Here is a 2,103-nt window from a genome sequence, read left to right as displayed (position 1 = left end):
CGGATCGCGGGCGTCGAACCGGAAGACGACGAAACCCCACAAGCCGACGCGGACTAGGATTTCACGCTCACCACAGGTGAGGCACCACTCCGGATTACGCGCTCATTTTCAAATGAGGCACCTCGTGCAGGCGCCCGCGAATGTCGGCGCGCGGCGGCGTCGGCGAGCGCCGTTGTTCGTTCCGAAGTGCGGCATGGTGACCGGGGCGGGTCTGCGAGCGCCGTTGTTCTCTGGGTGTTGGTGTGGTGTGTTTTTTGATCTGTCATGCTGTTCGTTGAGCGTCTCGTCGTGCTCCTTCCAGCTGGTGTCTTTCGTCGGCGAGCTGTTGTGTTCGTCTTGGTTTCTCGACTTCTTTGTCTTCGTCCGCGCGGCTTCTTTCCGGTCGAATCCTGGCATAAGAAAACCTACCATGATAGTGGTTCTAGACTTGGGGTTAGTGTTCAAAGAATCGGCAGGTGAATGATGGAACCTATCTGGACTGTGGACGACATCGTCATATGGCGCGACGCGGCGATGGGTCGGAACGATTCCGACCGGCTCAATGAGGAGGAATGGGATGGTCCGAAGCGTTCCTATTTCGGTTTCTGGAATGGAGAGGACTGGGCTTCCAATTTCTATCCGGCACCGTTCATTGTCGACTGGAGGGAACCTGATGGATCGGTGAGAGAGTTGCGGTTCGAGTGCAGCGAACAGTGGTTCATGTTCCGTAAGGCGTGGCGGTTCTGTGACCTTTCCGCTATGGATGCAGTGCTCCGGTCTGGTTTGAGGCCGTATGAGTATAAGATGATTGGCCGCAGCGTGCGGGATTTCGATGAATCCGTTTGGGACAGGGAATCATGCGGGTACATGTTCGAGGCTTTGATGTTCAAGTTCTCCCAGAATCCAGGTCTTGCGAAACGGCTGCTGGAGACCGGGGGTCGGGTGTTGGTCGAGTGTTCTCCATTCGATACCGTCTGGGGCGTCGGTCTTGGCAGGCAGACTGAGGATGGTCGAATCGATGATCGTTGGAGGGATTCGCGTAACTGGCGGGGAGAGAATCGTCTCGGTTTTCTGCTCATGGATGTGCGTGATGTGCTTCAATCTGGCAAGACTTCAAATATGGCCTTCTCATTGAGCTGATACCGCAATTGGATAGGCCGGTGGATGAGTTGTATAAGTTGGGTGTGCTCCGGATCTCATGAGGAAGGTGTGGTTCGCATGGGCTGGTGCGGCTGCGGTTCTGCGGTCGGCCAATGGGTGAATCGGGGTTTGTGGTCTCTGCAGTAGTCGATGGCTTGCTTTCGTCGTCGTGGTTCTCCGGGCGTTCGCTTTCCCGACTCGTCTTAAGCGAGCTTCTAGAGCGTGCTGTCAGGTTGCGTGGTGTCGTGTCCGAGTCGAATGTCGTCTGTTCAGGCTGCTTCAGGGTGCGGCATGGTACCGGTCAGGTACTCGTTCGTGAGATACCTCCGGTGCGTAATGGAAGAAAGCGGGGATGATTTGGGTGATTTTCCGGTCTTGTGAGCCGGTCGTACGGTATCCCCGCCAATACTTCTCGTGTCAATCTCTGATAGGAGCAAGTAGAGAGGCGATCGGTTCCGATAGCAGTGAGCTGGGCCTGGGTAGGAATCCGCTCTGTTGATTTCTCACTCTTTGAACCGAGAGGGGCTTGCATAGAGGAATCAAGACGTCTTCAGTATATCCGGCGGCCCGTTTAGGAAAAATGTTCGTGGAGAGCATGGCTGTAACATGAGCTTCATGGAAGAAGAGAAGCGGCGACATCGTGGCGAGTTGTTCTCGTGGTGTTTGGTCGCGAATGTGGTGGATGAGCATGAGGTCGGCCAGGATCGATACGTCGAGCATGGCACGGGGATCTTCAGTTCCGGCGCGAAGGCGTATGTGTCGCCCATCTGCCGTGACGGTTCATTCGATCATGGCGGTGTGCTGCGCATCAACGGCAAACCACGCAGGCAAGGGGTTGAGGAGCGAGAGGAGCGAGCGGACTAGGGTGTGTTTACTCTAATCTGGTTTTGGTGGTGTCCTTGAGGTAGATGGCAATGAGGACGAGCATGAGGTTGGACAGGAAGGTCTCGTCGAGCCTGTCGTACCGGGTGGCGGCCTTGCGGT

At 56.0% G+C, this 2,103-nt stretch carries 3 protein-coding genes; 2 read left to right on the top strand and 1 reads right to left on the bottom strand.

Going from position 1 to position 2,103, the window contains the following annotated elements:
• Positions 1 to 108 precede the first annotated feature (108 nt).
• Positions 109 to 411 carry a hypothetical protein gene (locus D2E24_RS10405; RefSeq protein WP_164521104.1) on the bottom strand — a complete coding sequence of 101 codons (303 nt, stop codon included), beginning with the start codon at positions 409 to 411 and terminating at the stop codon, positions 109 to 111.
• A gap of 48 nt (positions 412 to 459) precedes the next feature.
• Here D2E24_RS10405 and D2E24_RS10185 point away from each other — a divergent pair, with 48 nt between their 5' ends.
• Both D2E24_RS10185 and D2E24_RS10180 read left to right on the top strand, forming a co-directional pair.
• Positions 460 to 1,119, top strand: coding sequence for an NADAR family protein (locus tag D2E24_RS10185; protein ID WP_125969208.1), 660 nt, complete (start codon positions 460 to 462; stop codon positions 1,117 to 1,119).
• Positions 1,120 to 1,734: 615 nt separating this feature from the next.
• Positions 1,735 to 1,983: a hypothetical protein gene (locus tag D2E24_RS10180; RefSeq protein WP_125969207.1), complete on the top strand. Its 249-nt coding sequence runs from the start codon at positions 1,735 to 1,737 to the stop codon at positions 1,981 to 1,983.
• The last annotated feature ends 120 nt before the right edge of the window (positions 1,984 to 2,103 follow it).

The sequence above is a fragment of the Bifidobacterium samirii genome, from assembly GCF_003952945.1.
Taxonomy (GTDB): Bacteria; Actinomycetota; Actinomycetes; order Actinomycetales; family Bifidobacteriaceae; genus Bifidobacterium; species Bifidobacterium samirii.
This window is presented reverse-complemented; position numbering and strand designations above follow the sequence as displayed.

Excerpts from the sequence above, each read along its gene's own strand:
- D2E24_RS10185 (WP_125969208.1), top strand. The coding sequence starts at position 460 with ATGATGGAACCTATCTGGACTGTGGACGACATCGTCATATGGCGCGAC.
- D2E24_RS10180 (WP_125969207.1), top strand. The coding sequence starts at position 1,735 with ATGGAAGAAGAGAAGCGGCGACATCGTGGCGAGTTGTTCTCGTGGTGT.
- D2E24_RS10405 (WP_164521104.1), bottom strand. The coding sequence starts at position 411 with ATGGTAGGTTTTCTTATGCCAGGATTCGACCGGAAAGAAGCCGCGCGG.